This window comes from Cupriavidus basilensis (assembly GCF_029335485.1).
Taxonomy (GTDB): domain Bacteria; phylum Pseudomonadota; class Gammaproteobacteria; order Burkholderiales; family Burkholderiaceae; genus Cupriavidus; species Cupriavidus basilensis_E.
The window spans coordinates 1-2,292 of sequence record NZ_JARJLM010000010.1; the positions used below are offsets into that span (position 1 = coordinate 1).

The following is a 2,292-nucleotide window of genomic DNA, read 5'->3' on the forward strand; positions in this document are numbered from 1 at the left end:
AACGGCGTCGCGAAAGGTCAGGATATCCGCCGCCGCTCAGCCCTGCGGCTGCCAGCACGCGGCTTCGGCCACAAGCGCATCGATCAACGCCGCCAGCGGCGCGCGCTTCAGCGCCGACTGCCGGACCAGCACCCCGATCTCGCGAAAGACCGGCTGCCCCGGCAAGGGGATCACCTCGACATTCGGCGTTGCCCCCAGCGGCACCAGTTCGGCGGGAATGATCGCACAGCCCAGCCCCTCGCCAACCATCTGCAGGATGACCGCGGGCTCGTCCAGTTCCATGCTCTCTTCCACCCACAGCCGGTGCCGCCGGAGATAGCGGTCCACCAGCTGGCCGCCCATGGAATGCCGGTTGTAGCGGATGAAGGGCAGTGCCGCCAACAGCGTCTTCAGCTCGCGCGGGGATCCGGAGGGCGCGATGCCGACAAAGCGCTCCCGCATCAGCGGCACCCATTTCAGCTCCTGGGGAATGCCAAGCCTGGGCTTGATCAGCACCGCCACGTCGAGTTCGCGGGCATCCACCTGGGTCAGCAACTGGGTGGACATGCCGGGAACGATATTGACGTGGGTCTTGGGAAAACCGGCGCGGAAACGCTTCATCGCCTTGGGCAGCAGGGTGGCCTGCACGGTCGAGACCGCGCCCAGATCCAGCGGCGCGGTGTCGGAGGCGACGTGCGCGCGGCCCTTCATCGATGCATAGAGCTCGACGAAACGGACCGCCTCCGGCAGCAGCTTGCGGCCCTCTTCGCTCAGCGTGACCGATTTGCCCGCGCGATCGAACAAAGTGCATCCCAGGTCTTCCTCCAGCCGGCGTATCTGGGTGCTCACGGCGGACTGCGTCAGGGCAAGCCGCGCGCCGGCAGCGGAAAACGAAGCGGTCTCCGCTGCCACAAGAAAGGTACGGAAGTAGCGAATCAACTGTCGTCCATCGTCTATCGGTTCATCCAGCGGATCCTCTCATCGAATGGCTTATCGAAATATTCGATGCTTAGGGCAGAAATCATTCGTTTCATATTACGGCTTCTGCTGACTACAATCAATGCGCGCGCCACCAGGCGTCGATCTGCAATCCCGCCCCTCAAAAGAGCCGCCCCATGAACGCAACTCCGCTGTTTCACCTGGCATTCCCCGTTAACGACCTGAGCGAGGCCCGCCGCTTCTATGGCGAATTGCTGGGTTGCCCCGAAGGCCGCAGTTCCGAGGCCTGGATCGACTTCAACTTCCATGGCCATCAGGTGGTGGCCCACCTTGCGCCGGAAGAATGCGGCCATCGCGCGACCAGCGCCGTCGATGGCGACGAGGTGCCGGTGCGGCACTTCGGTGCCATCCTGCCGATGCAAGCGTGGGAAGCCCTGGCGGACAAGCTGCGCGCCGCCGGTACGAAATTCGTGATCGAGCCGCATGTGCGCTTCAAGGGACAGGTCGGCGAGCAGGCGACCATGTTCTTCCTCGACCCGTCGGGCAACGCCCTGGAATTCAAGGCATTTGGCGACCTCAGCCAGGTCTTCGCCAAGTAATCCCCCGCATGCACGAATACATGGAGATAGGCCCAGACATGACCGAATTCGTTATCCAGCCCGCCGCGCAAGCCAGTGTCGCCGTGGCTGGCAGCAGCGCCCGCTTTCCCATCCGCCGCGTGTTCTGCGTGGGCCGCAACTACGCCGCGCATGCCCGCGAGATGGGCAATGACCCGGACCGCGAAGCGCCGTTCTTCTTCACCAAGCCCGCGGATGCGGTCGTGGCCGCCGCGGCGACCGTGCCCTATCCGCCGCTGACGGAAAACCTCCACCACGAGATCGAACTGGTGGTGGCGATCGGCAAAGGTGGCGCCGACGTAACGCCGGCGCAGGCGCTGGACCTGGTCTGGGGCTACGGCGTGGGCGTGGACCTGACCCGGCGCGACCTGCAAGACACCGCCAAGAAGATGAGCCGGCCGTGGGACTGGTCCAAGAGCTTCGACGCCTCGGGCCCGTGCGGCCCGCTGCACCCGGTGACCAGCGCCGGGCATCCGGCCGAGGGCCGCATATGGCTCAAGGTCAACGGCGAGATCCGCCAGGAGGGCGACCTGAACGAGCTGATCTGGCCGGTGGCCGATGTCATTGCCTATATCTCGCAAAGCGTGACCCTCGCCCCCGGCGACCTGATCTTCACCGGCACGCCCGCCGGCGTCGGCGCGCTGCAACCCGGCGATGAAGTCACGGCAGGCGTCGAGGGCATCGGCGATATCGCCTTCCGGATCGGCAAGCGGTAACACAAACAGCGCGCAGCGCAGCCATCGCGGCGGCCTGATCG

The 2,292-nt window shown here is 65.4% G+C and carries 3 protein-coding genes; 2 read left to right on the forward strand and 1 reads right to left on the reverse strand.

Annotated elements, in window-relative coordinates:
* Positions 1 to 36: 36 nt before the first annotated feature.
* A complete protein-coding gene (locus tag P3W85_RS00655; RefSeq protein WP_276263351.1) occupies positions 37 to 918 on the reverse strand; it encodes a LysR family transcriptional regulator in 882 nt (293 codons plus the stop codon).
* A 176-nt stretch (positions 919 to 1,094) separates the two neighbouring features.
* Here P3W85_RS00655 and P3W85_RS00660 point away from each other — a divergent pair, with 176 nt between their 5' ends.
* Together P3W85_RS00660 and P3W85_RS00665 are read left to right on the forward strand one after the other, a co-directional pair.
* Positions 1,095 to 1,517: a VOC family protein gene (locus P3W85_RS00660; protein WP_276263352.1), complete on the forward strand. Its 423-nt coding sequence runs from the start codon at positions 1,095 to 1,097 to the stop codon at positions 1,515 to 1,517.
* 38 nt (positions 1,518 to 1,555) lie between these two features.
* Complete coding sequence (locus P3W85_RS00665) at positions 1,556 to 2,251, forward strand: fumarylacetoacetate hydrolase family protein (protein ID WP_276263353.1); 696 nt, start codon at positions 1,556 to 1,558, stop codon at positions 2,249 to 2,251.
* Positions 2,252 to 2,292 lie beyond the last annotated feature (41 nt).

Bases quoted from the DNA above. Each gene is read 5' to 3' on its own strand.
- P3W85_RS00665 (WP_276263353.1), top strand. From the start codon at position 1,556: ATGACCGAATTCGTTATCCAGCCCGCCGCGCAAGCCAGTGTCGCCGTG.
- P3W85_RS00660 (WP_276263352.1), top strand. From the start codon at position 1,095: ATGAACGCAACTCCGCTGTTTCACCTGGCATTCCCCGTTAACGACCTG.